Genomic DNA, 26427 nt, shown 5'->3' with positions numbered 1-26427 from the left:
GGCCCCCACCTATATCTACACCCACCGTAATACACTCTTCCCCACCCCGACGCTCTCCCGATCGGCGACGACGGAGCCGCCGGACGACGGTTCCCCGCCACCGTCCACGTGGCCGGCGGCCGGCGGCCGGCCGACGGGCCGCTGCCTGATCGGGCCGCCGCCGGGACTGCGGGTGGGACCGGCCGTCGGCCGGACGGCCCCGGAGTCCACGGGTGAGGCCGTCGGCTCCGGGGGTGGGACGGGCGAGGTGGGCGGGACGGACGAGGTGGGCGACGGGCTCGGGCCGGCCTCGCACTCCGGCAGCTCACCGTCGAACGGGTAGTTGTGGATCTCGTACCCGCCGCCGCCGGTGTGGATCAGGCTGCCCGCCAGGTGGACGCGGCCGTTGAGGCCGGGCACCGCGACGGTGGTGGTGCCGGCCGCGTTGCCGGCCAGCACCGAGCCCTGGAACTGCGCCCCGCCGAGGATCCGCGCGGTGGTCGCGGTGGGGAAGTTCCACAGCAGCCGGGGGCGCAGCTCGGTGGTCGGGTCCCCGGGCAGGCCCGTCCCGGTGTAGGTGCTGATGACCGGGTCGTCCGCCAGCATGTTGACCACGACGGTGGCCCCGGCGGGGATGCCGTCGAAGTTCAGGCCGATCTGCCGGCCGGCCTCGCCGAGGTTCCCGGTGACCTCGAAGACCTGCCGCATGCCGATCCCGTCGCCGGTGAAGGTGGCGTCGCGGTCGGTCACCGTGACCGTGCCGGTGGCGGGGGCCCGGCCGACGCAGGCGGAGAGCTCCTCGATCCGGGTGAGCACCGACCGGAACGGCGCGGCCGCCCCGTCGTCCCGGATCGCCAGGCCGGAGGGGGCGATGTCGGCGGCGCCGGTGAGCGTCCCGCCGTGCCGCAGGTTGCCGTACGCGGTGCCCCGCGAGTCCCGGCCGCCGACGTACAGGGTGTTGCCGCTCCTGACGTCCACGGGGCCGCCGACGGTGACGAAGTCGGTCCCGTCCGGGGGGACGACCCGTGAGCCGACGCCGACCACGGCCATGGCGTACGCGCCGCCGGGGCCGGCCGAGAGGTCCTTGTCGACGGTCACCCGGCCCAGCACGACGATCTTGCCCTCGGCCTCGGCGGCACGGCCCTTGACCGTGAGGTCGCCGCCGGTGAACACGCTGATCGTGGCGTCCCGGCCGGAGAAGTCGCCGTTGTGCACCGGGGGCCAGGCGCCCGGGCAGTCCGGGCCGCCGCAGGGGCCGAGCGGCGGGGCCGGCGGCGCGGCCGAGCCGGCGGCCAGGACCGCCGTCATCGGCAGCGCGGCCACCGCGGTGGCCACCGCGAGCCGTACGGCGCCGCGCCGGCGGGCGCGCCGCCCCTCGGCGGTCGTCCTCTGTTCCGGCATGCCGCCGCCCTGACCCATCGCCACTTCCCTCCACGCGTGGAGCAGTCCCGAATCAACCCGTAACGGACAATCCATCACTTGTCGGTCGATCCGGGTCATCCAATCCCAGATCGGCCCGCCGGCCCGCCCCGGGAGCCGGGCTCCGATCGGAAAGTCATCCGACCGGGCGAGCGGATGGGGCCCCGCCGCGCCGATTAGGTTGGGGGCATGACTTCCGACCAGGCCCGATCCGACGGGCCCCTCGCCACCGTCGCGGCCGCCGACGACGTCCTGCGGCACCCCGGGGCCGGCGAGCACCTGCTGACCGCCGTCGAACGCGAGCGCGCCGCGCGCTTCCGCCACGAGAGCGGGCGGGTCGACTTCATCGCCGGGCACGTCCTGGTCCGGCTCTGCGCCGCCCACCTGCTCGGTGTCCCGGCCGCCCGGCTGGAGCTCGCCCAGCACTGCCCCGACTGCGGGAAGGGCGACCACGGCAAGCCGTACCTGCCGGACCACCCGGAGGTCCACGTGAGCCTCTCGCACACCCGCGGCGTGGTCGCGGCCGCCGCCGGGCTCCACCCGGTCGGGGTGGACGTGGAGCTGGCCGGACGCGGCGGCTCGCCCCAGGTGATGCGGCGGGTGCTGGCCGGACCGGAGCGGGCGCTGATCGAGGCGCACCCGGAGCCGGGGCCCGCCTTCCTGCGGCTGTGGGTGCGCAAGGAGGCCCTGATCAAGATCGGCCGCACCGACCTGGACCACCTCACCGAGACCGACCTCTCCGCGCTGCCCCTCGACGTCCCACCGGGCCCGCCGCTGCTCGGCCGCCACCAGGACCTGTACGTGCTCGACTGGACTGCGGTTGTCCCCGCCCCGCCCGAGGCGCCGGCGGACGGCCCGGAGCGGTACGCGGCCGTGGCGGCCGTGAGCACCGCGGCGCCGCGGGTGGTCGGGGTGGCGGACCTGGCACCCGGCCCCGGGGCGGCCCCGTAAGCGGTGTTAGCTTCGCTCGGGGTTCCGGAACCGGACGCCCCGGTCGTCCGCGCACGGGCGGCCCCGACGGAGAACAGGGTGTCCCCGAACCATGGCCAAGTTCCTGCTGAGCCTGCACGTCCTCGCCGCGGTGCTGTTCATCGGCCCGGTCGCGGTGGCCGTCAGCATGTTCCCCCGCCGGGCCGCCGCGGCCCTGGCCGGCGGGGCGGAGCGCGCCTCGGAGGCCGGGATGCTGCGGCTGCTGCACCGGATCACCCAGGTCTACGCGATGCTCGGGCTCGCCGTGCCGATCCTCGGCATAGGCGTCGCTCAGGTGATGGACATCATGGGCGACGCCTGGCTGATCGCCTCGATGGTGCTGACCGCCCTGGCGGCGCTCTCCCTGCTGCTGTTCGTCCTGCCCGCGCAGCAGGCCGCGGTGGACGCGCTGGAGCTGGACGCGGAGCAGCCGGACCACGCCAAGGCCGTCCGGGGGCTGAAGACGCTGCCGATGACCGCCGGGCTGTTCAACCTGCTCTGGGCGGTGGTCACGGTCCTCATGGTCATCCGTCCCGGGTCCACCACCGGAGCATGATCGCCGGTACCGTCGCGGTATGACGATCGCGGGGACGGACACCGGTACGACCACGGGTGCGGGCGTGGGGGCACTGCTGCGCGGATGGCGCGAGCGGCGGCGGCTGAGCCAGCTGCAACTGGCGCTCCAGGCGGACTCCTCCGCCCGGCACATCAGCTTCATCGAGACCGGGCGCTCCCGGCCCAGCCAGGAGATGGTGATGCGGCTCGCCGAGCACCTGGACGTCCCGGTGCGCGAGCGCAACACCCTGCTGCTGGCCGCGGGGTACGCCCCGCACTACGCCGAGACCCCGCTGGAGGACCCCGCGCTGGACGCCCTGCGGGCCGGCGTCGAGCGGCTGCTGCTGGCGCACGACCCGTACCCGGCGATCGTGGTGGACGGCACCTACCGGGTACTGGCCACCAACCGCAGCATCGCGATCCTGCTCGCCGGGGTCGCCCCGCACCTGCTGGAGCCGCCGCTCAACGCGATGCGGATCACCCTGCACCCGCAGGGCCTGGCCCCGCGCATCGTCAACCTCCGCCAGTGGCGCCGGCACCTGCTGGAGCAGATGGAGCGCCAGATCGCGCTGGTCCGTTCCGAGCCGCTGCGCGCGCTGTACGAGGAGGTCAGCGTCTACCCGGCGCCGGAGAACCCGGCACTGCCGGAGGTCAGCGAGGACGCCTTCGAGCTGTTCCCGTTCGCACTGCCGATGCTGGTCGCGCACGAGGGGCGGGTGCTGTCCTTCCTCTCCACCATCGCGACCTTCAACACGCCCATGGACGTGACCGTCTCCGAGCTGGCCATGGAGACGTTCCTCCCGGCCGACCCGGAGACGATGGCGTTCCTGCAGGAGGCGACGGCGCCATAGGGCCCCCGGTCGGCCCTCAGGCCTCGCGGGCCCTGCGCAGCGCCAGGAACTGCAGCACCGCGAAGCCCAGCACGGTGGCGGCCTGCATCGGGATCCAGACCAGCCCGGCGGTGGTCGGCTCCAGCCACAGCTCCATCGCGACGATGCTCAGCACCGGCCAGACCAGGTTGGCGTCGATCACCGCGCGGACCCCGAGCACCGGCGGCCGGCGGCGTGCGGCCAGCAGGCCGACCCCCAGGCCGTACAGCAGCAGGAAGGCGCCGATCTCGGTCAGCGCGCCGGCGTCGACGCCGAGCAGGTCGCCGAGCGGGCCGGAGAACGCGAGGTAGGCGAGGCCGTTGCCGCCGGTGACGACCGCGTCGAGGGCGAGCCAGCGGCGCAGCAGGGTCTGCGCGGCGGTGCGGGGGGCGGCGGTGGCGGCGAGGGCGTTCACGGACATGGCGGATCAACCTCCGGGGCGTGGTGGGGTGGTCCGGGTCCGGGGCCGCTCGAAGCCGCCCCTCCCGGTGAACCCCACTCTGCCGGGCGGCGGGGCGGGGGTCGATTACCCCTCAGGTAATCGACCCCCGCAGTCGCCGAACGGGCACGGCGGCCGCGGTCAGCCGAGGCCGAACAGCCGGGCCGCGTTGTGGTGGCAGACCCCGCGCAGCCAGTCCTCGCCCAGGCCGAGGCCGGCCAGTGCCTCCAGCTGGTGGAGGTACGGGTAGGGGAGGTTGGGGAAGTCGCTGCCCAGCAGCACCCGCTCCCCCAGGGCGCCCAGCCGGGGCAGTTCGGCGGGCGGGAACGGCGAGTCCCGTTCGGTGAAGTCGGTGAAGGCCATGGTGGTGTCCAGATGGACGTTCGGGTACCGCTCGGCGAGGTCCAGGAAGTCCCCGTACTCCGGCAGGCCCAGGTGGGCGACCACCAGGGTGAGCCGGGGGTGGCGGGCCAGCACCTCGGCGACCGGGCCGGGGCCGGTGTGCTTGCCGGGCACCGGGCCGGAGCCGCAGTGGGTGACCACCGGGACGCCGCTGTCGGCGAGCAGGCCCCAGACCCCGTCCAGCAGCGGGTCCGCCGGATCGTACCCGCCGACCTGGACGTGGGCCTTGAACACCCGGGCGCCCGCGGTCAGGGCCCGTTCGACGTCGTCCCGGGCCCCGGCCTCGGCGAAGAAGGTCGCCGTGTGCAGGCAGTCGGGGGTGCGGGCGGCGAAGTCGGCGGCCCAGCCGTTCAGCCAGGCGGCCATGCCCGGCCGGTGCGGGTAGAGCATCGCGGTGAACGCCCGGACGCCGAACTCCCGCAGCCGCTCGACGCGTTCGGCCTCGGCCTGGCGGTAGACGATCGGCCAGGGCCGGCCGACCAGCGGGCCGGCCGCGTCGAAGTACGCCCACACCTTGTCGAGGACGTTCTGCGGCATGAAGTGGGTGTGCACGTCGACCAGGCCGGGCAGTCCGAGGCCCTGCCAGAACGCCCGGACCGCGGCCGCCTCCCCCGCCGGGGCGCCCGCCACCGCGGGCGCCGCGGGCCCGGTCACGCCGGCACCGGCCGGGCCCGGTCGATGATCGCCCCGACGTCCACGCCGGTGGGCAGGGTGCCGAAGGCCGCGCCGTGGTCGCCGCCGAGCCGGGAGGCGCAGAAGGCGTCGGCGACCGCCGGGTGCCCGTACCGGACCAGCAGCGAGCCCTGGAAGGCGAGGGCCATCGACTCGACCAGCCGGCGGGTGCGGTACTCCAGCTCGCCGTGGTCACCGAGTTGCTTGCGCAGGTCGGCGACGGCCGCGTCGAGGCGGCGGTCGGCGCCGGCGGCCGCGTCCAGCTCGCCGAGGAAGGCCTCGACGCTCTCCGGGCGCCGGGCCATGGCGCGCAGCGTGTCCAGGGCGGCGACGTTGCCGGAGCCCTCCCAGATCGAGACCAGCGGCGCCTCGCGGTAGAGCCGGGGCATCCCGGACTCCTCGACGTAGCCGTTGCCGCCCAGGCACTCCAGCGCCTCGGCGGCGTGCGCCGGGCCGCGCTTGCAGACCCAGTACTTGGCGACGGCCAGGCCCAGCCGGCGCACCAGGGTCTCCGTCGCGTCCCCGGCCAGGGCGAGGTCGGTGGCCTGGGCGAGGCGCATCGCCACGGTGGTGGCGGCCTCGGACTCGACCACCAGGTCGGCGAGGACGTTGCGCATCAGCGGCTGGTCGACCAGGGCGGCGCCGAACGCCCGCCGGTGGAGGGCGTGCTGAACGGCCCGGGTGGCACCCAGGCGCATCCCGGAGGCGGCGCCGACGGTGCAGTCCAGGCGGGTCATGTTGACCATCTCGATGATGGTCGGCACGCCCCGGCCCTCCTCGCCGACCAGCCAGCCGACCGCCTCGTCGTACTCGATCTCGGCGGAGGCGTTGGACTTGTTGCCGAGCTTGTCCTTGAGCCGCTGGAGGTGGATGCGGTTGCGGCTGCCGTCGGGCAGCACCCTCGGCAGCATGAAGCAGCTGAGCCCGCCGGGCGCCTGGGCGAGCGTCAGGAACAGGTCCGACATCGGTGCCGAGGTGAACCACTTGTGGCCGGTGAGCCGGTAGGTGCCGTCGGCGTTCGGGGTGGCGGCGGTGGTGTTGGTGCGGACGTCGGAGCCGCCCTGCTTCTCGGTCATCGACATGCCGGCGATCAGCCCGCGCTTGGTGTGCGGCTCGCGCAGCCCGAAGTCGTACTCGGTGGAGGCCAGCAGCGGCTCCAGCTCGCGGGCCAGCTCCGGGGTGGCGCGCAGGGCGGGCACCGCGGCGTAGGTCATCGAGACCGGGCAGGTGTGGCCGGCCTCGACCTGGCCCCAGACGTAGAACTTGGCGGCCCGGGCGGTGTGCGCGCCGGGCCGGGTGTCGCGCCAGGGCGCGGCGTGCAGACCGTGGCCGACCGCGGTGCGCATCAGCTCGTGCCAGTACGGGTGGAACTCGACCTCGTCGATCCGGTGGCCGAAGCGGTCGTGGGTGCGCAGCACGGGCGGGTTCTCGTTGGCCAACCGGCCCCACTCGGCGGCCTGTTCGGAGCCGGCCAGGCGGCCGAGCCCGCGCAGCTCCGGCTCGGCCCAGCCGGCGCCGGCCCGCTCCAGGGCGGCGAGCAGGGCCGGGTCGGCGGCGGTGTCGTGGCCGTACGGCGGGGGCACCTGGTTGGTGACCTCATGCGTCGCTGTCATCGCGTCCTCCCAGGGCACGCAGGGTGAAGGAGACCAGGGCGGGGACCACTCCGTCGGGGTCGTCCCCGGGGGCCGGCGCGGTGCCGTCGGCCGTGGGTACGGGAATCGGTGCGGGTGCGGGTGCTTCCGTGGGTGCGGCTATCGATGTGGCGGGTGCGGGTGCGGCTGTCGACATGGCTGCCGGGGCCGCCGAGAGCGGGCCGGCCAGCGCCTCGGCGACCGCGCCGACCACTGCGGCGGCGGTCAACTCCGGGTCCTGCCGGGGCAGTCGGCCGGCCGCGACGGCGGCGGCGATCTCGGTGGCGATCACATCGCGGAACGCCCGTCGGAACACCAGGCGTTCGGTGTCGACCACCGCGTCGGCGGGTTCGACGAGCAGCGCGTACGCGAGCCGGGGGGCCCGCAGCGCACGGCCCGCGAAGGTCTCGACGACCGCCGCGATCCGCTGCTGCGGGGTGTCCCGGCGGGCGACGGCCTCGTGCACGGCCGCGATCTCGCGGGTGACCACCCGGCGGAACAGTTCGACCGAGAGCTCGGCCTTGTTGGCGAAGTGCCGGTAGAGGCTGCCGGTGGCGATCCCGGCGCGGTCCGCCACCGCGGCCATCGAGCAGCCGCCGTAGCCGCGTTCGGCGAGCAGGGCGACGGCGGACTGCAGGACCGCCTCGCGCTGGGCGTCCAGGCGGGCTTGCACGGCGGGGGTGCGGCGGTAGGCCATGGCAAGCATTGAAGCAGAGATTCACCGCTTCAGGGAGGGGGCGCGTACGGACGACCGGCGGACGGCGCGGGGCTCGGACGGGGGCGAGGGGCGCGGCAGGGGGCAAGGGCACGGCGAGGGGCAAGGGCACGGCGAGGGGCAAGGGCACGGCGAGGGGCAAGGGCACGGCGAGGGGCCGCCCGCCGACACCCGGCGGACGGCCCCCGTACCCGCGGGCCCGGACGGTTACAGCCGGTGCCGCTCCAGCTTCAGCCCCTCGGCGTCCAGCTCGCCGAACGGCGGGATGACGTGCGTCGGCGCCAGCGAGCGGGCGCTGTCACCGAGGCCCGCCCACTCCAGCAGCTTGGCGGTGGCCGCCGCGGCCTCGTCGGCCTTCAGCGAGCCGATCTTGGCGCCGTGGTTGGCGCCCGGCGCGGTGTAGACGTAGCTGTCCTCGCTGCCCCACCCGAGGGCGAACGGCTCGGCGCCCCACGGGTCGTTCTGGCCGTAGACGAAGAGGATCCGCTCCGCCGAGCGCTTCACCCAGCGGTCGATGTCCCGCATCGCGGAGGGGTCGAACCTGGTGCGGATCGACTTCGGCACGAAGTTGCGCGGCGCGTACAGCTCGGCGTAGTCGTAGCGCAGCACGCCGTCCAGGTGGGAGACGTCGAAGGTGCCGGCGCCCAGCTCGGTGGCCGCCTGGTAGTAGTACGCGGTGTACTGGGCGAGCGACTGGTCGCTGTTGCCGGTGACGCCGACCTGGGCGTCGAGGAAGGCGTACAGCGCGTCGTCGGTCGCGGTGGCCGCCACCGGAACGCCCGCGCAGTCCGCCACGGTGCTGTACTGCCAGAACGCCCAGACCACGTCGAGCACACCGGCCTCGTAGGCCCGGTCGGCGCTGCCCACGGTGGTGAAGGTGGAGCCGGCGGCGGTGTTGTCGGCGGCGTAGCGGGCGGCCAACCGGTCGCGGCGGACCAGGAGTTCGCGCTGCACGGCATTGAGCGCGGCCCGGCACTCCGGGGTGCCGACGGTGGCGAAGAACTCGGTGTACGCGGAGTCCTCGCGGTTGTCCACGTCGTTCGGCGCGACGTAGGCGACGGTGGCGGTCACGTCGTCCGGGTAGAAGCGGCGGTGGAAGACCGAGGACATGCCGCCCTTGCTGGCGCCGGTGGAGATCCACTCCTGCTGGTAGATCCGCTTGAGCGCGGTGATCACCCGGTGCGCGTCGGCGGCGCCCTGGCGGATGCCGGCCTTGGACCAGTCGGCCGGCTCGGGCCGGGAGGGCGTGAAGTAGCGGTACTCGATGGAGACCTGGTTGCCGTCGGTCAGCCGGGTCGGCTCGGTGCGCGAGGGGTTGGTGCCGAGCGTGTAGCCGTTGGTGTAGAAGACGGTCGGCCGGTCCTCACCGCGGTGGAGCACGCTCAGGCGCTGCTGGAAGGTGCCCAGCCAGGGGCGGAAGTGGTCGACCGGCTGGGTGTAGGTCAGCAGGAAGTAGCGGTGGCCGGTGGTGGTCGGCTTCTCCTCGGTCACCGCCATCCCGGGGATCGCCGCGAGGCGGTCCTTGACGTCGCCCACCGCGGCGGACGCGGGCGCCTGCGGCCGGTCGGGGGCGGGCGCCGCGAGCGCGGGCGTCGCGAGGCCGAGGGCGAGCATCGGTATCAGCAGTGTCGTGGTCAGCAGCCGCCTGAGCCTGGTGGGCATCGACTCTCCATCGTGTCAACGGTGTCGGGGATCTCCGGCCGCCGGTGGACGGCCGAGTGGGCCACCCGCGGGTCGCGGGTGGCCCACCGAGGGCATCGGTACGGATCGGCCGGTACGGATCAGGGATCGGTACCGGTCAGGAATCGGTACCGGTCAGGGGCGCGGCAGGGTGCAGCCGGCCCGGGTCAGGTCGAGCTTGTTGCCGGGGGCGAAGCAGGCCGGGATGTGGTAGGTCTGCTGGGCGTAGTTGATGCCCTTGCGGACCGTCACCCGGCCGCTCTGGTCGACCTCGCACGGGTTGTTGACGGTGCAGGACTGGCCGTCCTCGTTGCCCGTGTTGTTGACGGCGACGACCTGGCCGCTGGAGGCGTCGACCACCGGCGAACCGGAGGTGCCGCCTATGGTGTTGCAGCTGGACGTGTAGCGGAGCGAGTCCTTCCAGGTCCAGTCGCCCTCCTTGAGCCGGTAGACGAAGCCGTCCACCGAACAGGAGTAGATCTTCTTCCAGTAGCCGGACACCACCTTGATCGCGGTGCCCTGCGCCGGATGGGTGGCCGACATGGTGAGCGGCGCGATCCCGTACTGCGACTGGACGGCCGCGTAGGTGGTGTTCAGCTGGTACAGCGACACGTCGGTGTCGGTCATGGTGCCGTAGACCAGCTTCGAGGCGCGCAGCGTGGCGACCTTGCCGCCGGAGGCGTTCAGCAGCGAGAAGGTGCGGCTGGACGGCTTGTTGACGAGCACCTGCCCGGGACCGGGCATCCCGGTCTCGATGCAGTGCCCGTTGGAGAGCACCAGCGCGGGGTCGTTGGGGGCGGACGCCGGGAGTCGTACCAGCGAGCCGGAGCAGTTGCTGAGCGCGACCGTCCCGGCGAAGCTCACCGCGGCCGCCGCCGACGCCTGGTCCGGGCCCTCGGGGGCCGGTGCGGCGGTGGCGGGGGCGGCTCCGGCCAGGGCGGTCGCCCCGACGGACAGGAGCGTGGCGAACGTGGCTATGAGCGGCTTCTTCATGAGAGACCTCTCGTCGTGGGGGTGCGTCAAAGCTGGCGCGTACATGACGAGAAGTCAATAGTCGTACGGATCCGGGCCGATCGCGGGAATTCGTTCCGGACAGGCCGTCGATCCCGCCATCCTGCCCCGCACGCCCCACCCGCACACGTACTGTGGCGGCAGCGGCCCCCTCGGCCGCACACACGCGCGAACACCGGGCCGCGACGGCACCGGACCGGGACGGCGACGAGGACAGGGACGGGAACGGGCACGCGATGACGACGACCGGAGAGCCGGAGCGGACGGGCCGTCTGCTCGCCGTCAGCGACCTGCACATCTCGTACCAGGAGAACCGCGAGCTGGTGGAGAGGCTACGGCCCTCCTCCCCCGACGACTGGCTGATCGTGGCCGGTGACGTGGCCGAGCTGACCACCTCCATCACATGGGCCCTCGGCCTGCTCGCCGACCGCTTCGCCAAGGTGGTCTGGGCGCCCGGCAACCACGAGCTCTGGACCCACCCGACCGACCCGGTCCAGCTGCGCGGCGTCGCCCGCTACGAGCACCTGGTCGAACTCTGCCGCACCCTCGGCGTGATCACCCCCGAGGACCCGTACCCGGTCTGGGAGGGCGCCGGCGGCCCGGTCACCGTCGCCCCGCTCTTCCTGCTGTACGACTACAGCTTCCGCGCACCCGGCACCACCACCAAGGAGGAGTCGCTGGCCGCCGCGTACGAGAGCGGGGTCGTCTGCGCCGACGAGCGGATGCTCCACCCCGACCCGTACCCGGACCGCGACTCCTGGTGCCGCGAGCGGGTGCGGATCACCGAGCGGCGGCTCGCGGAGTGCGACCCGGCGGTGCCGCTGGTGCTGGTGAACCACTACCCGCTGGTCCGTCACCCCACCGAGGTGCTCTGGTACCCGGAGTTCGCCCAGTGGTGCGGCACCGAGCTCACCGCCGACTGGCACCGGCGGTTCCGCACCGCCGCGATGATCTACGGGCACCTGCACATCCCCCGGGTCACCGAGTACGACGGCGTCCGCTTCGAGGAGGTGTCGCTCGGCTACCCGCGCGAGTGGCGCCGCCGCGGGCTGCCCGAGCCGCTGCTGCGCGAGGTGTTCCCGGGGGCCTGACGGCCGACGCCCCGGCCGGCCTTTCGGCTCGGCCGGGGCGTCTACGGGTGTTCCGGCGGGGGCTCTGACAGGGGCGGGTGTCAGGTGGCGTCCGCCGCCGTGATCGCGGCCGGGGACTCCGGGCGGACCGCCGTCACCACCGGTTCGCCGTCGCGCACTTCGGCGAGCAGCGTGTCGCCCTCCCGGACGGTGCCGTCCAGCAGCAGGTTCGCGATCCGGTCGTCCAGCTCCGACCGGATGACGCGGCGCAGCGGCCGGGCCCCGGACTCCGGCCGGTGACCGCGGTCCACCAGCCACTCCCGGGCCCCGTCGGTCACCTCCAGCCGGACGCCCTGCGCCTTCAGCCGTCGCCGGCCGCGCTCCAGCAGCAGGTCCACCACCGGGAGCAGGTCCGTACGGGTGAGCGCGTGGAAGACGACCACCTCGTCGATCCGGTCGAGGAACTCCGGCCTGAACCTCCGGCCGAGGTCCGCCATCAGCTCGTCGCGGATCCCGTCCACGTCGCCCCGGTGGTCGAGGATCCGCTGCGAGCCGACGTCGCTGGTCATGATGACCACGGTGTGGCGGAAGTCCACGGTCCGGCCCCGGGAGTCCGTCAGCCGGCCGTCGTCCAGCACCTGGAGCAGCAGGTCGAGGACGTCCGGGTGGGCCTTCTCCACCCCGTCGAGGAGCAGCACGGCGTACGGGCGCCGGCGGACCGCCTCGGTCAGCTGCCCGGCCTCCTCGTGGCCGACGTGACCGGACGGGGAGCCGACCAGCCGGGAGACCGCGCGCCCCTCCTGGAACTCGCCCATGTCGAAGCGGATCATCCGGTCCGGGCCGCCGAACAGCCGGCCGGCCAACGCCTTGGCGAGCTCGGTCTTGCCGACGCCGGTCGGGCCGAGGAAGAGGAACGAGCCGGTCGGACGCTCCGGGTCGCCCATCCCGGCCCGGCCCCGGCGCACCGCCCGGGCGACCGCGGCGACCGCCCGGTCCTGGCCGATCACCTTCTCCTGCAGGTGCTCCTCCAGGTGGAGCAGCCGCTCGCGCTCGGTCGCGTTCAGCTCGGCGACCGGGATGCCGGTGCGGCCCGAGAGCACCTGGGCGATGTCGTCGGCTGTGACCGCGGCCACCTCCTCGCGCTCCTCCCCGACGGCCGCCAACTCAGCCTCAGTGTGCCGCAGTTCGGACTTCAGGTTGGCCGCGCGCACGAACTCCTCGTCGGCCACCGCCGCTTCCAGCTCCCGGCGCAGCTTGGTGATCCGGTCACGCACCGGAGCCACCTCGGCGGAGGAACCCGGGCTGCGCAGCCGCACCCGCGCCCCGGCCTGGTCGAGCAGGTCGATCGCCTTGTCCGGCAGGAAGCGGTCACCGACGTAGCGGTCGGAGAGCGCGGCCGCGGCGTCCAACGCCTCGTCGGTGAAACGGACCTGGTGGTGCGCCTCGTACGCGTCGCGCAGCCCGTGCAGAATCCCGACGGTCTCCTCCACACCCGGCTCGGGCACCAGGACCGGCTGGAAACGGCGTTCCAGAGCGGCGTCCTTCTCCACGTGGCGGCGGTACTCGTCCAGGGTGGTCGCGCCGACCACGCTCAGCTCGCCCCGCGCCAGCGCCGGCTTGAGGACGGTGCCGGCGTCCATCGCGCCCTCGCCGCCGGCGCCCGCGCCGACCGCGGTGTGCAGCTCGTCCAGGAACAGCACCACGCCCCGCCCGTCGGCCGTGACCTCGTCGATCACGCTCCTCAGCCGTTCCTCGAACTCGCCCCGGTACCTGGCGCCGGCCACCAGCGCGGTCAGGTCGAGGGTGACCACCCGCCTGCCCTTGAGGCTGCGCGGCACGTCACCGGAGACGATCCGCTGCGCCAGCCCCTCCACGATCGCGGTCTTGCCGACACCCGGTTCACCGATCAGCACCGGGTTGTTCCTGGTGCGGCGGGAGAGGATCTCCACCGTCTGCTCGATCTCCTCGGCCCGCCCGACCACCGGGTCCAGCCGGCCCGCCCGGGCGTCCTCGGTGAGGTCGCGGCCGTACGCGTCCAGGGTCGGCGTCGCGCTCGGACGCGCCGCGGCGGCGCCGCGCCCGCCGCCCGCGCCACGCCCGTCCAGCACGGTGCGCAGGGCCTCCTGCGAGGGCGCCGCGTCGCGCAGCACCGCGCCCGCCCCGCCGGCGCCGCCCGCCCTGTCGACCCCACCCTCCCCGGAGCGCTCCGCACCGAGCAGCGCGCCCAGGATGTGCTCCGGCCCGATGTACGAGGCGCCGGCCGCCCGGGAACGGGCATGCGCGTCGAGCAGCGCGCGTTTGGCGGACGGGGTCAGCGCCGAACGGCGCCCCGGCCCCTCCGCCAGATCGGCGGCGGGCAGGGCCTTGCGCAGGTCGTCGGCGAGCCGGTCCGGATCGACGCCGGCCCGCTCCAGCATCCGCCGGGAGGGGTCCACCCGGGTGGCGGCCCAGACCAGGTGCCCGGTGTCGAGGTCAGTGCTCCCGTCCTCGGCCGCCCGCTGCGCGGCCAGCGCGAGCAGCTCCTGCGCGGACTCGCTGAGCAGCCGTCCGATCGGCACCCGCTGCACCGCGGGCGGGGCCGCCACCGGGCTCATCCCGAAGAACCGGCTCAACAGATCGGAGAACGGATCGTTCGATCCGAACGGGGGCATCGTCACGGTGGGATCACCTCTCCTGGACGGTTTGGCCCCACACAAACACAGCTCCCGCCCCCCCGCCCCTCGAACCCCGGCCCGCCCCTCGCCATCCGCCCCGCGCAGACCACGCGCTGAGGCGGCGAGGGCCACCCGGCCGACATCAGCCGTTGCCGTCAATCGCTGCAGCCAAAAGCCCCGCAGCGTGATCGCTGCGGGGCTTCCCTGCTGGTGGGCGCGGACGGTTTCGAACCGCCGACATCTGCTTTGTAAGTTCGATCAGCAAACGCTCACACGAGCGGCTCACCGGCAGACTGCGGGCTCGGCGGTCCCCAAGTGACTCACGCCGATCACTCGCGTCCGTCACCGTTGATGTCAGCCACTGATGTCGAAGCCACCGCCATCTCGCACTCCAGCAAGCAACAGCTACACAGACCGCCGCTCAAGCCTGACTCCATCCAGGTGCCCGTCACGCACGGCTGGCCAACGGTCCAGCCCCACTCCAGAAGCCAGACTCCAGGTCTGGCCACTGTCAGTGGACCGCACTAGTGTTCGACCATGGCGAATATCGGAAAAGCTAGCTACCGCGCACCCCCCGTGATCTAGGCTTCCGCCGGGAGGTGGGCCTATGGCGACGGCGAGCAAGGCGGGAAGCACCAGAAAGCCGCGCGAAAGCCACATTCAGGCCATCGACCCCAAGACGGTCACAGACATGATGGAGCTGCTCCAGCTCGGGTATGTGACGAGCGTGGCCGCTACTGCTGGATGCACCATCGAGCGCGTGGGCGCCGACCTCTGGGGCATGGACGTCACCTTCGTGAGGCCGCCTGCCACCCCACTGGAAGAGGAGGTGATGCTCCTGGCTCAGCTCAAGTGCACTACTCAGTTGGTGCCTGACGCGACGAAGGACACCTTCAGCTACCAGTTCACCAAGCGCCAGTACTTCGATCACCTGGCCAAGCCTCGCCGTAACTTCAAGTCGATCCTGGTCGTTATGACCGCACCGACCACCCAAGCCGAGTGGACGGAAGCGACACATAGCGGCTTGCTGACGAGGCGGGCTTGCTATTGGAAGCACCTGGAAGGAATGCAGGTTGATCCTGGGGTGAAGAAGCCCAGCATCAGGATCTCAACCAGCGATATTTTCGACGCACAGACCCTGATTAAGCTTATGGACCGAGTTGATAGGGGTGATCCGCTTCATGGCTGAGCCTTCTGCCGCCGCCCTGGCGGAGCGAGTTGACCCCGAAAAGCTCGCTGTCCTCCTCGAAGACTCGGGCTGGAAGCTCGCTGGGGGCCGCCGAGGGGTCTACCTTCGACTTTCCCCACCGGGCGATAACCCGATCTGGTCTCGCGCGGCCGGCCTTCTCCTACCGCTAGACCAAGAGGATCCCGACTTCCTAGAAGTAATGGCTGCCGCCCTTGAGCAAATCGCCCAGAATCACGATTTCTGGAGCCGGGTGGTCTTTCCTAAGCTCGCGGTAAGCAGTTCCGACGAGTTCCGATTTCGACGCGAGTCAGCCGCACCCAGCGGGCTTATTCACTGGCGAAGCGGTGAGCGGCTCATCGATTCCGCGCGCCGCGCCATGCTAGCTGGCGCGAAGTTCTACCTAGGCCCCGAGCGTCATTTCGTAAACCGGCATGGCCGATTTGCCAACCGCTACCTAGATCAAGTCCTAATGGGGCAAACAGCGCCTGGCAGCTACATCGTCACCGCATTCGTTCCTCCGTCTGTTGACGTGCCACTGAAGGCTCATGTCGAACCGGCACTGGAGGGCCTTGGGGCAGCCTCCTCGCGCTCTGTCAGCCAGGCAGTGGTCAGGGCGGTGGAGGCGACGATTGAAGCTGTAGACCACTTCAAGAGCCAGGGAAGCTTCTCGGGATTCCTCGACGGAGTCCCAAATGGTGTTTCATATGAGATGACGAGCGCCCTACTTGAAATGACTTCAATGTCAGATGGGGCAGACATAACTGTCGACTGGGACCCGGCTGTGCCAGTAGCGGGATCGGCGTCTCTCCGATTCGAGCTGCAGGGGTCCGATGCCGAAGTCCTGAGCAAGGCCGCCCAGCATCTGGCAGAGGATGACGGACCGCAATATGCAACAGTAGTCGGCCGAGTCCACCTCCTTGCAAAGAAGCAGGCGGGTAGCCCAGGGGTCTTCGGCGTGGAGTCAATCTCCACAGGAAGCCCCAGAAAGGTCCGAGTCAGGCTCGCCGACGAAGAGGACTACCACGCGGCCATCCGCGCGCATGAGGAAGATTTGGCTCTGCAGGTGAGCGGCCGGCTGGAGAAGGAGGGGAATCTCAGCTGGCTTTACAATGCTACTGTAATGCGAATTCTCGGACCAATCGAAGAACTAGAACCCAAAAAGACAAAGAGACGCCGCCCCCAGGTTGACCAGCCATCGCTGTTCGACTCCACCGAGTAGTCTTGCGCACCAGAAGGCATGCCATGACGGCGCTCGCCGCGCCATTCCGCGGTCTATGATCAGCAGCTCAAGATAAGGACTGCTCATCTCATCGGCGTGGGGGACATGGATACAACTGCCCAGCTTGTGACCATCGCAGCGGTGGTCCTCGGCGCATTGACGACATACGCCACGAACGCCCTTATGGAGCGGAGCCGGCGAAAGGATGGCTTACGGGTTCGCTGGGACGAGAAGAAGCTCGATGCCTACGCCGAGTACGTGGGGCAGGTTCGAACCACGCTCCATGCGGCGATCATGCTGTACGAGGTGCGCGAAGACCTCCGGCGGATGCCACGCGCCGAACACGAGCTACTGATGGATCTCGCGGACGCTGGCGGCACTCAAGCGATGACCTTCGAGCGGGTCATGCTGCTTGGCGGGGACGACGTGATTGAGGCGGCTCATGCTGTCCAGGAAGCCGCCGCCGCGATCGGCTGGCAGGCTCGCGGGCTTGTGGAGGGCACGCTGGAGGAGTGGCGAGCACTTCACGCGAGTGCCTTCAAGGCGATCAACCGATTCCATGAGGCCGCAAGAGCCGACCTCGGAGTCGGAGGCCGTTTTGAGGGTGACCAACACACCGCTCGCGGACTCCTGCTGCCAGGCTCCCGCGCCGCTGAAGCATCGGCGGATCAGAGTTGAGCTGACGCGATCGGCCCCGGCGGAAGTCCGCCGGGGCCGACCACATTTGGGCGCATCACGCCACGTCAAGCCGCCAGTTCTCCAGAGCGAGAAGCGCCTCCGCCCGGGCTTGGACGACCGCCATGCGGGCCTCACGCTCAACCTCGTGGCTGTGTGCTGCATGGTGAGTGCTCTGCCCCGGCCACTTCCGGTAGAGCAGTCCCGTCTCCGCCAAGAACCACCCGCGGCTCACCGCGTTGAGCGCCATGAGGAGGCCAGTGTCCTCGGAGGCCGGCAGCGCCATCCACCCGCCGAGGGCAATCAGCAGGTCCCGTCGGACGCAGAGCGTCGCCGGGTGCACCTGGGCACGGAAGTCGTGCGCCTTCCAGTGGGCAAGCACCTCACCACGCTCAATGGGCCCGGCCGGCGGGTCCTGGTCGAACCCGACGGTGCTCCCATCCGGGAGAAGATCCAGCACGCGCGATGTCGTCCACGCCACGTCCGGCCGCGCGGAAAGCACGGCGGCATCGCGGGCGAGAGTCCCTGGCGGCAGCATGTCGTCGGCATCGAGCACCTTCACGAACTGGCCCGTGACCCGGGAGAGGCCCATCGTTCGCGCCATGCCCGCCCGGCCGTGCCGTCCCTGACCGAAGCTGATTCGCGCGTCGTCCGGGACGTGGGGGGCGACGTCGTCCGTCTCCCCGTCTTGCTGGATGACCCACTGCCAGTCCCAGCCAGCTGGAAGCTGCTGGTCCAGCAGCGACTTGTACGCATCGGGCAGGTACTCGGCCGCAGGGCCGTGCACAGCCGTGATGACGGAGATGACGTTGGTCATGCTCACCACCTGTCCAGGGGAGTCGTGAACACCATCTCGGTTCGGTCGCCCGGCAACGTGACCTCGGAGAACTCGACCACACGCCCGCTGGTGTCGATCGAAGTCTTCCGGAGAACGAGCACCGACACGCCCGCCTTGATGCCCAGTTCCTCGGCTTCCTCGGCCGTTGGCGGACGAGCTGTGACCCGCTCGGTGATCTGTCCCAGCTCGATACCCAGGGTGTAGAGCTGGTTCTGCGTGCCGCCCGGCCACGGCTCCTGTTCCTCATCAAGGAGATCAGGATTGGCCGCCACAACGTCATGTACGAGGTAGGAGCGGACCAAGTTGAACGGGAATCCCTCCTCCCGGTAGCTCGTCCGGTAGAGCCGCTCAAGCATCTTCGTCCCTTCCGGAACGCCAAAGACCTCTGCCAGGTCTGCAGAGGCCGCCACCTCTTGGTACTTCGCGCTGAACTCCAGGTCGTCGATGGTCAGGCCGGTGTCGTGCTCGGTGGCGCCGGTCGCCCGGCGAGCCGCCTCCGGCTGGCGCGCCCGGTCCTTCTCCCACTGGTGGCGTTCGTTGGTGCGCTCGACCCGCTTGCGCGGCCGGCGGACGAAGTTGCCACGCCCGTGCACCTTCTCGATCAGCCCCTCAGCCTCCAACACGCCGAGAGCCTGCCGCACGGTGGGGACGCTCTTGCCGTACCGCTGCGCCAGGGCCGTTTCGGGGGGCAGCCGCTCGCCGGACTTGAGCTGACCTGCGCGGATGTCCTGCCGCAGTCCGTCAGCGATCCGCTCGTACACCTTCGCCATGGTGGCTCCACCGTCCCTGATTGTTGGCCCGCTCAGCATAAGTCCTCAAGAGGAGTTGACGACTACCTGAGAACCCGTCATAGTCTTCCACAGCTCCTAAAGAGGAGTTGAGGACAAGACCTCATTATGAGCAATGAGGCTCCGTCCTTTATGCCCAGCGGCCGGTGATTGCAGGGGAAGGCGACGTTGTCGCACGCCCACGGATCACCGGAACCGGCGGTCCTTGAGAACTGAACAGAGTGACTTGAAGGCGGGGCTCGACCCCGCCCCCGTGGCGGCCGGGTGATGCCGTCGGCGACCACTTTCGGCGCACCGGCTCTGGAGAACACCCCGCTCGCGGGGTGCCACCCGCTGCGCGTCGCCCTGCTGGCGCCAGAGCAGTGACCATGGCGCACCCGATCGAGGGCTCGGGGCCGGCCGTCGCGCAACGACGGTTCGGCGAAGCCCTGTTTCGAGCGTCTTTGATCCCCGATCCGCCTCCGCATCCATGACTGCGGGCGCGGGTCGGGGCCCATGGCTTCTCGCGACGTGACGAGTTGCCCCGGGCCCGCATGAGTCGGGCCGCCGCGCAGTCCTTGGCCGGAGCGCGGCGACCCTGGGGCCCACCCACCAACGAGTGAAGAGGTGAACCCGTGAAGCTGATTGTCGCAGGACAGAGGGCTGTTTCGGCCCTGGAGTACGCGGAGCTGGCGCTCGGCGTCGACAGCGACCCGTTCGGGGCGCTGTTCGGCGGCGTGGCCGGTGAGAGCGCGCAGGAGTGGGCGGCCCGCACGGACGTGGCGCGGGAGGTGCTGGCGGAGCTGTACGAGGTGGACCCGGAGTCGGCGGAGGTCGCCGCCGAGCTGCTGCGGACGGCCCCGGTGCCGCTGCACCGCGCGGTGGGCGTCCGGCGCCGGCCGCGTTCGGGGGTTGCGGCGTGAAGCGCTCGGATGTGGTGCTGGTGCTGGTCGCCCGGGTGCGGCTGGCGTTGGCTGCGGCGGGGTTGGGCTGGCTGCTGGGTTGGCAGCCCGGGGCGGCCGTGCGGGTGGCGCTGGGGGTGCTGGTCGTCGCGGTCCTGGTGGTGGACACCGCCGGGAACGAGTCGGAGCGGCGCACGGCCGGCGGCATGCGCCGCAGGACGGCGGGTGCCGGGTGAGCCGGTGGGCGAAGTTCTGGATGGTGGCCGCGCTGCTGGCCGTCGTCGCGCTGGCGTTCCGGGTCTCCTGGAACGCGCTCAAGGACGTGGCCGGGGCGATCGGGGCCGACCCGACCGCCGCCACGGTCTATCCGCTGGTGGTCGACGGACTGATGGCGCTGGCCCTGGTGGCCGCGCTGGTGCTGACTGGTCGGGACCGCCGGTTGGCACTGCGGGTCCTGGCCGGGTACACGGCCGCTTCTCTGGTGCTCAACTACGTGCACGGCCTGGTGCCGACTCTGCACGAGAGCGACGGCGGACGGTTGGCCGACTGGGCGCCCGCCCACTGGGCCCTGGTCCTGCTCGCCAGCAGCCTGCCGGTCGGCTCGATCTACTACGGGTCGGAACTGGTCGCCAAGGTGCTCCACCACCGACCCGAGGCGAATGAAACGGCTGATAGTCGGGTGAATCGGTCGGGGTCTGACCTGCCCGAACCCGAGGTCGGCGAAGTCGACTGGCCGCTGTACGAGTCGGCCGACCTTCCGCCCGCCCCGGCGCCGGTCACGCTGCTGGTGGAGCCGACCGAACCGCCCGCCGAGACGGCACCGACCATCCCCGCCGTGCAGCCGGTGGCGGCGCGGTCGGGTCGGGCCGCTCGACCCACCCGGCCGGTGCCGCAGTCGGCCCGCGCCGCCCGACCGACTCGCACGCCGGAGCAACTGCTCAACGAGGCGCGGTCGGCCACCACCGACTGGCCCGACGAGCAGCTGACCGCCGACCGCATTCGCTCGGCCGTGCGCACGTCCGCCGACAAGGCCCGGACCCTGCGCGACGCGCTCAAGGCCGAACGCGTCGCCGGTGCCGAGGTGGCCGAGCGGCCCGCGCTGCACGCCGTGCCCGACCCCACCCCCGCCCCGGCCCCCGTCGCCGAGCAGGACGGCCCGGCCGACACCACCGACACCAGCACCTCGGACGCCGCCGAGAGCGGCGCGACCAAGGAGGCATCATGACCACCACCATCATCGACACCGCCACCGCAACCGCCGGCGGACAGATCCGCGCCGCCGGCACGCTGCTGGCCATCCTGACCGCCCACGCCGCCCTGCCCACCCCGGACGTCAGGCTCCAGCTGCTGGACGCCCCCGAGCCGCACTACATGGCGTGGGGTGTGAACATCTCGCTGCACGACGGCCTCGACCAGTTCGAGCAGTGGCGCGCCGCCCTCGGCCTGGACCCCGCCGCCGTCGATAGCAAGCAGGCCGTCCACGGCACCACGGCCTGGCTCACGGTCTCCGGCACGCACAGCGGCGTCCCCATCGCCCTGTACGGCTTCTTCGAGCTGCCCGAGCCCGCCGACAGCGACGGCAAGTAGCCGTGGGCCGCCCGCGGTTCTGAAACCCCGACGGCAGCCGGTTCGGGGGCACCCCCACCTACCCGTGGCGGATGGCCCCGGCCGGCCTGCTCACCCGCCGACAACTGCGCGCCCGGGGCCTGCGGCCCGGCGGACAGGACGTCGCCGCGCAGATCCTGTGGAGCACCCGCCGGGGTGTGCGCACCGCCTACCTCTACCGCCTCACCCACGCCAAGCCCGTACGCCCCATGACACCCGGACGGGCCGCCGCGCTCGCCAAGGCGAACGCCGCCCGCCGCACCTGCCCGGCCTGCGGGCGGGATGCCGGGTACGTGCTGCCCGCGCACCTGGGCGTCTGCCTGCCCTGTTCCGACTCGGCCGCGCTCGCGGCCTGACCCGAGAACGAAGGAGTTCACGCCGTGACGTTCGTCGCCGGTGAAGAGGTGCTGATCGTGGCTTGTGAGGACGACCCGCGTGCGGTCGGCCGCACGGGCCGGATCGTCGATGAGGTGCCGCCGGGCCCGCTCACGCAGGGCCGCTGGACCGTGGGCCGGATCGGGTGGCTGATCGCCCCGGTCCTGTGCCACCCGTACGAGCTGCGGCCCACGGGCCGCTGACCACAACCCATGCCCCGGGGCGGCTGCCCAGCTTGCCGGCACGACGGCCGCCCCGGGACTCCCTTGCCCCGCATGACCTGTGAGGAAGGAAGCACCAGTGAACCACCACACCCCGGGCCCGGTGCCCGGTGACGACGCCGAGGACGACCTGTTCGAGCGCCTGGCGGCCGAGATGGCCGCCGACGGCGCGGATGTGGTCGACCTCGGCAAGGCGCGCGCCGAGCGCCGCGCCACCACCTCGCTGGCCGACGGCGACGGCGACGACGAGCCGCCCCTCTACGTCGACCTGCCGCCCGCCCCCACCGCACTGCCGTTGCCGCTGCCGGTGGGCACGCGCCGCCCGATCCTGCCCGTGTGGCTGCTCTCGCGCGAGGAGCTGCGCACCCAACTCACCTACACCGCCGATCTGGTGGGGCACACGGTCGCCTACCACGCGATCCGCTGCCCGCTGTACGCCGGGCGCCTGGCGCTGCGGGCCCCGCGCGGCGCCGCCCGCACGATGAACTTCCTGGGCCGATGGACCTCGGACGCCGAGGGGCAGCCGCTGCGCGCGGCCGCCGCCCGCCGCGAGGACGCCGAGCTCTACCTGAAGCTGTGCCGCCAGCGCGACGCGCGGGTGCGGCTGCGCGGCCTGATCACCATGTGCGCCTCGGTGTTCGGACTCGCGGCCGTCATCGTCCTGCTCGTGATGGCCGGCACCGCGACGCTGGTCGCGCTGGCCTCGGCCGTGGTGCTGGCCCTCGGCTTCGCCGGGGCTCCGGCCGACGAGCCGCTGATCACCCGCGCTGTGGTCAAGGCCAAGGCGCCCAAGCTCACCAGCGACATGGTGATCCGAGCCCTGGAAGCGCTGGGCATCGGCGGGATCACCTCCGCGAAGTCGAAGGGGTCGGCCATCACCTTCGCCGCCCCGATCATGCGCGACGGCCCCGGCTGGCGCGCGGACGTGGAGCTGCCGCACGGCGTGACCGTGGCGGACGTGATGGACCGCCGCGATCGCCTCGCCTCCGGTCTGCGGCGCCCGCTGGGCACGGTGTGGCCCGAGGCCGCGCCCGGGGAGCACACCGGCCGCATGATCCTGTGGGTCGGCGATCAGGACATGGCCAAGGCCAAGCAGCCCGCGTGGCCGCTCGCCAAGGCCGGCGCCGTCGACCTGTTCAACCCGATCCCCTTCGCCACCGACCAACGCGGCACCTGGGTGACCGTCACCCTGATGTTCATCGCCGGGGTGATCGGTGCCGTCCCGCGCATGGGCAAGACGTTCCTGCTGCGTCTGCTGCTGCTGATCGCCGCCCTCGACCCGCGCGCCGAACTGCACACCTACGACCTCAAGGGCACCGGCGACCTCGACCCCGTCGGCGACAAGGTCTCCCACCGCCACCGCGCCGGCGACGACGACGAGGACATCGAGTACGCCATCGCCGACATGCGCGAACTGCGCGCCGAACTGCGCCGTCGCACCAAGGTCATCCGCTCCCTGCCCCGCGACATCTGCCCCGAGTCCAAGGTCACCAGCGACCTGGCCAACAACCCGTCCCTGCGGCTGCACCCGGTCGTCGTCGGCGTCGACGAGTGCCAGGTCTGGTTCGAACACCCCAAGTACGGGGCCGAGTTCGAGGAGATCTGCACCGACCTCGTCAAGCGCGGACCCGCCACCGGCATCGTGCTGCTGCTGGCCACCCAGCGCCCCGACTCCAAGTCCCTCCCGACCGGCATCAGCGCCAACGCGATCCTGCGGTTGTGCCTGAAGGTCATGGGCCAGATCGAGAACGACATGGTGCTGGGCACTGGCGCCTACAAGCGCGGTATCAAGGCCACCAGCTTCGCCCGCACCGACCGGGGCATCGCCTACTACATCGGCGGCGAGGGCGCGGACGCGCAGATCGTGCGCTCGGTGTTCGTCGACGCCCCCAACGCCGAAGCCATCGCCCAGCGCGGGCGCACCGCGCGCGAGCACGCAGGACTGCTGACCGGCCACGCCGCCGGCGGCGACCAGACGGCCGCCGCGGCTGCCCCCGCCTACGACCTGCTCGCCGACATCCTCGCCGTCATCGGCCCCGACGAGCCCAAGCTCTGGTCCGAGACCATCGTCACCCGCCTGGCCGACCTGCGCCCGGACGCCTACGGCCCGTGGGGCGAGTTGGAGGGCCGGGCGCGCGCCGACCAGTTGGTGAGCGCGCTGCGGCCCTACGGCATCACCACCGGACAGGTCTGGGGCACGACCGGCGACGGAAAGGGCGCCAACCGGCGCGGCATCACGCGCGCCGACATCATCCGCGCCGTCACCGAGCGCGACCGCAACCGGCCCGCCGGATAGCCCAGCACCGGTGCTAGGTCTAGCGCGCACCCCCGCTAGACCTAGCACCCCCGCTAGCACACCAAACATGCCCTGATCAGGGCGCTAGTGGCTAGCGCCCTGGTCTTCGCGCGCCCCGAACCTGCTCTGGAGACCGCCTTGACCCCCCTGATACCGGCCGCTATGGCTGCGCTGCTGCTGGCCACGCTCGGTTACGCCGCGTTGTGTGCGGCCAGCCCGTTCGGCGACTGCCGCAAGTGCGACGGCCTCGGCTTCCAGCTCAAGACCGACCGGCGCGGCAAGCCCAAGCGCGGCAAGCACTGCCGCCGCTGCCGTGGCGTCGGCAAGCGCATCCGCGTCGGCCGCCACCTCTACAACGTGGCCAACCGCACCTGGCACTCCGGCACCAACTAATCCGCCCCCGCACCGCCGAACCCGGGAGAACAGCAATGGCCGTCACCCTGTCCGTCGCCCTCATCGCCGGCGTCGTCACCGTCGTCCTCGTGTGGACCAAGCGCGTCGGCGCTGGATCCGCCGCCGTCATCTGGCTCTCCGGCCTCACCGCCGCCTCCACCGGCCTGGCCGGACCCGTCAACGGCTTCCTCGCCGCCGTCGCCACCGCCGTCAGCAACCACTGACCCGGCGCCCGCGATGACCACCCCCGCCGCGATCCGGCCGCTGGCCGCCGTGCACCTGCGCGAAGCGCTGACCGCCGCCGCCGAACAGCAACCGGCCGCCGCGCTCGCCGCCCTGCTCCACATCGACGCCGAGTCCTGGACCGCCATCGAGCAGCGCGCCGCGCTGCTCGGCGCCGACCTCATCGACCTGCTCGCCACCGCCGCCCGAGGGGGTACCCCGTGAGCACCACCACCGACCTCATCACCGCCGCCGTCCTCTTCGGCCCCGGCATCGCGGGCGCCGCCGCCATCGCCCACACCTGGCGCGGCGCCGCCACCGACTCCGCCGCCATTCAGCAGGTACTCGCCGAGTCCGCCGCCGAGCGCGCCGCCCGCGTGGCCGTCGACGGCGCGGCCCCGCCGGACGGTGGCGAGGGTGCTCCCGCCCCCGTCGCCGAGCAGGCCGCGCGGCTGGCGACCGTCATTCCCTTCCCCGCCCAGCGCGACCGCCGCGCCGCCTGACACCACCACAGGAGAACACCGTGGACTACGACAACTACGACCCCGACGAGTACGACGACTTCGACAGCGACGACTCCGGGGACTGGCAGCCCGGCGAGTGCGACCACTGCACCGGCGGCGACCCCGTCGAGACCCCGATCGGGCTCATCGCCTGTGCCTGCCGGATCGGACAGGGCGCCGACCCCGAGCACTGCCTCTGCGGACCCGACAAGAACTGACTTCGCTCCGGAGCGGCCGGCATACCCAGCCAAGGAACCCGGCCGCTCCGGTCCCCCGCCCATCGAGACGAGGAGACGCCCAGCATGACCCATCCGACCGAGATCCGGGGAGAGCACCTGTCCGCCGCGCTCTCCCTGGCGGCCGGCGGCGTGCCCGTGCTGCCGTTGCGGGCCGGGAAGCTGCCGTTCGGCAACTGCCGGCACTGCGCCAGCAACGCGTGCGGCGGCCGGCCGAACATGAAGACCCCCGGCCCCTGCACCTGCCCGGCGCCGTGCCACGGCTGGGCCGCCGCCACCACCGACCCCAGCGTCATCGCGTCTCCCGCGTGGGCATCGGCGTGGCGGGAGGCGGCGGCGGTGGCCTACCACCCCGGTGGCGCGGGCGTGACCGTCGTGGACCTCGACGACGCGGACGCCATCGCGTGGGCCCACGCCAACCTGCCCGCGACCCGGACCGTCGCCACCACCCGGGGCGAGCACTGGCTCTACCGGGGCGCCATGTCCTCCGCCAACGCGGTGCGGCCCGGCGTGGACATCAAGTCCGCCATGGCCTATGCGCGGTGGCTCGGACCGGGCACCGGCACCTGGGCGGCCTTGCCGGACGTCGTCCGGGCCCTGGTCGTGAAGGAGCCCGCCCCGGTCCGGCCGACGGCCGTCGCGGTGCCCGCACCGGCCGGGGGCGGGAAGTGCCCCCACCGCACGCCCACCTTCCTGGAGCGCGGCATCGCCATGGCCGAGCAGCGCATCACCGAGGCCACCGGCGCGGTGCACGCCACGGTGTTCGGGGCGTTCCTCGCGGTGCTCTCGACGCACGGCCGATGCGGGTGCCTCACCGAGGCGCACACGGAGCGGCTGTTCGCTGCGGCGCAGGCCAAGGGCGAATCCGCCCGGCACTGCACGGAAGCGTGGGCCAACGCCCTGACCCGGTTGGGGGTGTAG

Annotated in this window: 29 protein-coding genes and 1 pseudogene; 20 read left to right on the top strand and 10 right to left on the bottom strand. The window is 72.2% G+C overall.

Translation table 11 applies throughout. The annotated features are described in order from the left end of the window. Positions 1 to 15 precede the first annotated feature (15 nt). On the bottom strand, positions 16 to 1380 hold the full coding sequence (locus tag ACWEQL_RS19535) for a choice-of-anchor A family protein (RefSeq protein ID WP_452151509.1): 1365 nt from the start codon (positions 1378 to 1380) through the stop codon (positions 16 to 18). A 207-nt stretch (positions 1381 to 1587) separates the two neighbouring features. Here ACWEQL_RS19535 and ACWEQL_RS19530 point away from each other — a divergent pair, with 207 nt between their 5' ends. The 3 genes from ACWEQL_RS19530 to ACWEQL_RS19520 all read left to right on the top strand — a co-directional run bounded on the left by ACWEQL_RS19530 (position 1588) and on the right by ACWEQL_RS19520 (position 3773). Beyond that, a complete protein-coding gene (locus ACWEQL_RS19530; protein WP_452151508.1) occupies positions 1588 to 2349 on the top strand; it encodes a 4'-phosphopantetheinyl transferase family protein in 762 nt (253 codons plus the stop codon). A gap of 91 nt (positions 2350 to 2440) precedes the next feature. Continuing rightward, complete coding sequence (locus ACWEQL_RS19525; protein ID WP_452151507.1) at positions 2441 to 2923, top strand: hypothetical protein; 483 nt, start codon at positions 2441 to 2443, stop codon at positions 2921 to 2923. Positions 2924 to 2942: 19 nt separating this feature from the next. Then, entirely contained in the window at positions 2943 to 3773 is an 831-nt protein-coding gene (locus ACWEQL_RS19520) for a helix-turn-helix domain-containing protein (RefSeq protein ID WP_452151506.1), read from the top strand. Between the two features lie 16 nt (positions 3774 to 3789). Here the strand turns inward: ACWEQL_RS19520 and ACWEQL_RS19515 are convergent, their stop codons facing one another. The 6 genes from ACWEQL_RS19515 to ACWEQL_RS19490 all read right to left on the bottom strand — a co-directional run bounded on the left by ACWEQL_RS19515 (position 3790) and on the right by ACWEQL_RS19490 (position 10323). Continuing rightward, positions 3790 to 4212: a hypothetical protein gene (locus tag ACWEQL_RS19515; protein WP_452151505.1), complete on the bottom strand. Its 423-nt coding sequence runs from the start codon at positions 4210 to 4212 to the stop codon at positions 3790 to 3792. Between the two features lie 159 nt (positions 4213 to 4371). Next, positions 4372 to 5286 carry an amidohydrolase family protein gene (locus tag ACWEQL_RS19510; protein WP_452151504.1) on the bottom strand — a complete coding sequence of 305 codons (915 nt, stop codon included), beginning with the start codon at positions 5284 to 5286 and terminating at the stop codon, positions 4372 to 4374. Continuing rightward, positions 5283 to 6917: an acyl-CoA dehydrogenase family protein gene (locus tag ACWEQL_RS19505; protein ID WP_452151503.1), complete on the bottom strand. Its 1635-nt coding sequence runs from the start codon at positions 6915 to 6917 to the stop codon at positions 5283 to 5285. The genes ACWEQL_RS19510 and ACWEQL_RS19505 overlap by 4 nt, the downstream gene beginning before the upstream one ends. Then, complete coding sequence (locus tag ACWEQL_RS19500) at positions 6901 to 7632, bottom strand: TetR/AcrR family transcriptional regulator (protein ID WP_452151502.1); 732 nt, start codon at positions 7630 to 7632, stop codon at positions 6901 to 6903. The genes ACWEQL_RS19505 and ACWEQL_RS19500 overlap by 17 nt, the downstream gene beginning before the upstream one ends. 225 nt (positions 7633 to 7857) lie before the next feature. Next, on the bottom strand, positions 7858 to 9312 hold the full coding sequence (locus tag ACWEQL_RS19495) for a S28 family serine protease (RefSeq protein WP_452151501.1): 1455 nt from the start codon (positions 9310 to 9312) through the stop codon (positions 7858 to 7860). 153 nt (positions 9313 to 9465) lie between these two features. After that, positions 9466 to 10323, bottom strand: coding sequence for a S1 family peptidase (locus tag ACWEQL_RS19490; protein ID WP_452151500.1), 858 nt, complete (start codon positions 10321 to 10323; stop codon positions 9466 to 9468). Between the two features lie 254 nt (positions 10324 to 10577). Here ACWEQL_RS19490 and ACWEQL_RS19485 point away from each other — a divergent pair, with 254 nt between their 5' ends. Beyond that, positions 10578 to 11432 carry a metallophosphoesterase family protein gene (locus ACWEQL_RS19485; protein WP_452151499.1) on the top strand — a complete coding sequence of 285 codons (855 nt, stop codon included), beginning with the start codon at positions 10578 to 10580 and terminating at the stop codon, positions 11430 to 11432. Between the two features lie 80 nt (positions 11433 to 11512). Here ACWEQL_RS19485 and ACWEQL_RS19480 read toward each other — a convergent pair whose 3' ends face one another. Beyond that, positions 11513 to 14062: an ATP-dependent Clp protease ATP-binding subunit gene (locus ACWEQL_RS19480; RefSeq protein WP_452151512.1), complete on the bottom strand. Its 2550-nt coding sequence runs from the start codon at positions 14060 to 14062 to the stop codon at positions 11513 to 11515. Between the two features lie 610 nt (positions 14063 to 14672). Between ACWEQL_RS19480 and ACWEQL_RS19475 the strand changes: the two genes are divergently transcribed. The 3 genes from ACWEQL_RS19475 (at position 14673) to ACWEQL_RS19465 (ending at position 17151) form a co-directional block, all read left to right on the top strand. Next, entirely contained in the window at positions 14673 to 15254 is a 582-nt protein-coding gene (locus ACWEQL_RS19475; RefSeq protein WP_452151498.1) for a DUF4365 domain-containing protein, read from the top strand. After that, positions 15247 to 16473 (top strand): hypothetical protein, encoded by a 1227-nt coding sequence (locus ACWEQL_RS19470; RefSeq protein ID WP_452151497.1) that lies wholly within the window; start codon positions 15247 to 15249, stop codon positions 16471 to 16473. The genes ACWEQL_RS19475 and ACWEQL_RS19470 overlap by 8 nt, the downstream gene beginning before the upstream one ends. 126 nt (positions 16474 to 16599) lie before the next feature. Next, on the top strand, positions 16600 to 17151 hold the full coding sequence (locus tag ACWEQL_RS19465; protein WP_452151496.1) for a hypothetical protein: 552 nt from the start codon (positions 16600 to 16602) through the stop codon (positions 17149 to 17151). Between the two features lie 55 nt (positions 17152 to 17206). On the opposite strand, the gene ACWEQL_RS19460 is transcribed toward ACWEQL_RS19465, so the two are convergent. Together ACWEQL_RS19460 and ACWEQL_RS19455 are read right to left on the bottom strand one after the other, a co-directional pair. Further along, complete coding sequence (locus ACWEQL_RS19460) at positions 17207 to 17965, bottom strand: glycosyltransferase family A protein (RefSeq protein WP_452151495.1); 759 nt, start codon at positions 17963 to 17965, stop codon at positions 17207 to 17209. 2 nt (positions 17966 to 17967) lie between these two features. Further along, positions 17968 to 18756: a GntR family transcriptional regulator gene (locus ACWEQL_RS19455; protein WP_452151494.1), complete on the bottom strand. Its 789-nt coding sequence runs from the start codon at positions 18754 to 18756 to the stop codon at positions 17968 to 17970. A 632-nt stretch (positions 18757 to 19388) separates the two neighbouring features. Here ACWEQL_RS19455 and ACWEQL_RS19450 point away from each other — a divergent pair. The 13 genes and pseudogenes from ACWEQL_RS19450 (at position 19389) to ACWEQL_RS19390 (ending at position 26427) form a co-directional block, all read left to right on the top strand. After that, on the top strand, positions 19389 to 19676 hold the full coding sequence (locus tag ACWEQL_RS19450; RefSeq protein ID WP_452151493.1) for a hypothetical protein: 288 nt from the start codon (positions 19389 to 19391) through the stop codon (positions 19674 to 19676). Then, a complete protein-coding gene (locus tag ACWEQL_RS19445) occupies positions 19673 to 19891 on the top strand; it encodes a hypothetical protein (RefSeq protein WP_452151492.1) in 219 nt (72 codons plus the stop codon). Before ACWEQL_RS19450 ends, ACWEQL_RS19445 begins: the two co-directional genes overlap by 4 nt. Further along, complete coding sequence (locus ACWEQL_RS19440; RefSeq protein WP_452151491.1) at positions 19888 to 20880, top strand: DUF2637 domain-containing protein; 993 nt, start codon at positions 19888 to 19890, stop codon at positions 20878 to 20880. The genes ACWEQL_RS19445 and ACWEQL_RS19440 overlap by 4 nt, the downstream gene beginning before the upstream one ends. Then, complete coding sequence (locus ACWEQL_RS19435) at positions 20877 to 21242, top strand: hypothetical protein (protein ID WP_452151490.1); 366 nt, start codon at positions 20877 to 20879, stop codon at positions 21240 to 21242. The genes ACWEQL_RS19440 and ACWEQL_RS19435 overlap by 4 nt, the downstream gene beginning before the upstream one ends. A 23-nt stretch (positions 21243 to 21265) precedes the next feature. After that, a pseudogene (locus tag ACWEQL_RS19430) lies at positions 21266 to 21616 on the top strand (RRQRL motif-containing zinc-binding protein); the annotation flags it as partial. A 24-nt stretch (positions 21617 to 21640) separates the two neighbouring features. Beyond that, positions 21641 to 21838, top strand: coding sequence for a hypothetical protein (locus tag ACWEQL_RS19425; protein WP_452151489.1), 198 nt, complete (start codon positions 21641 to 21643; stop codon positions 21836 to 21838). Positions 21839 to 22010: 172 nt separating this feature from the next. Further along, complete coding sequence (locus ACWEQL_RS19420) at positions 22011 to 24152, top strand: cell division protein FtsK (protein ID WP_452151511.1); 2142 nt, start codon at positions 22011 to 22013, stop codon at positions 24150 to 24152. 162 nt (positions 24153 to 24314) lie between these two features. Then, entirely contained in the window at positions 24315 to 24545 is a 231-nt protein-coding gene (locus ACWEQL_RS19415; RefSeq protein ID WP_452151488.1) for a hypothetical protein, read from the top strand. A gap of 35 nt (positions 24546 to 24580) precedes the next feature. Continuing rightward, positions 24581 to 24769 (top strand): hypothetical protein, encoded by a 189-nt coding sequence (locus tag ACWEQL_RS19410; protein WP_452151487.1) that lies wholly within the window; start codon positions 24581 to 24583, stop codon positions 24767 to 24769. Positions 24770 to 24782: 13 nt separating this feature from the next. Further along, complete coding sequence (locus ACWEQL_RS19405; RefSeq protein ID WP_452151486.1) at positions 24783 to 24992, top strand: hypothetical protein; 210 nt, start codon at positions 24783 to 24785, stop codon at positions 24990 to 24992. Beyond that, on the top strand, positions 24989 to 25270 hold the full coding sequence (locus tag ACWEQL_RS19400; protein WP_452151485.1) for a hypothetical protein: 282 nt from the start codon (positions 24989 to 24991) through the stop codon (positions 25268 to 25270). Before ACWEQL_RS19405 ends, ACWEQL_RS19400 begins: the two co-directional genes overlap by 4 nt. Positions 25271 to 25290: 20 nt before the next feature. Continuing rightward, positions 25291 to 25488 carry a hypothetical protein gene (locus tag ACWEQL_RS19395; protein WP_452151484.1) on the top strand — a complete coding sequence of 66 codons (198 nt, stop codon included), beginning with the start codon at positions 25291 to 25293 and terminating at the stop codon, positions 25486 to 25488. Positions 25489 to 25572: 84 nt separating this feature from the next. Next, on the top strand, positions 25573 to 26427 hold the full coding sequence (locus tag ACWEQL_RS19390) for a bifunctional DNA primase/polymerase (RefSeq protein WP_452151483.1): 855 nt from the start codon (positions 25573 to 25575) through the stop codon (positions 26425 to 26427).

Source organism: Kitasatospora sp. NPDC004240 (assembly GCF_053603215.1).
This window is presented reverse-complemented; position numbering and strand designations above follow the sequence as displayed.